This is a genomic window from Enterobacter sp. RIT637 (genome assembly GCF_019718755.1).
Lineage (GTDB): Bacteria > Pseudomonadota > Gammaproteobacteria > Enterobacterales > Enterobacteriaceae > Enterobacter.
The window spans coordinates 1-533 of sequence record NZ_JAIHAZ010000168.1 but is presented as its reverse complement, the minus strand read 5'-3'; the positions used below and the strand labels follow the sequence as shown (position 1 = coordinate 533).

Annotated in this window: 1 protein-coding gene; it reads left to right on the top strand. The window is 49.2% G+C overall.

All coding sequences use genetic code 11. From position 1 onward, the window contains the following. Positions 1 to 533, top strand: a 533-nt coding sequence (locus K5E19_RS23810) for an RES domain-containing protein (protein ID WP_221553382.1), incomplete at both ends; no start/stop codon positions are given.

Sequence of the window (533 nt, the reverse complement as noted above, 5' to 3'; positions counted from 1 at the left end):
AGTCAGCTGCCGATGGGGTTTCATGATGTCACCGCCACGACCGTGTGGCGGGCGAGAAAAGTTGATGAGGCCCACCCGGAAGGATTCGAGCAGGTTACCGATATTATTTATCCTCCCGCGAAGTGCGCCAAAACCGGAAGACTAAATACGGAGGGAGTGTCTATTTTATACACCTCTATTAGCAATCATGGCTGCCTGGCAGAAATCAGCGCCCAGCCAGGGGATAAGATTCATGTGTCTGCATTCACCCTGAAACCGGAACAGAGGCTGCATTGCGGTTTTTTAGGCGATATTGTTAGGGCGCATAAGTGGAACAGCGAGAATTTCTCGCGGGTGCAAAAGACTCTTGCTTCGTTTTCGGAAGTGCAAAAAACTAGTATTTTTCTGATTGACAGTTTCCTTGCAGAAATTCTGGCTGATAACCAGGCAAAGGAAAACAGCTACCTGCATACTACGGTACTCACTGAGGTCATCCGCAACGGAAGAAATACGCTGGATGCCATCGTTTATTCTGGTGTTGAGTCCTTCGGCGC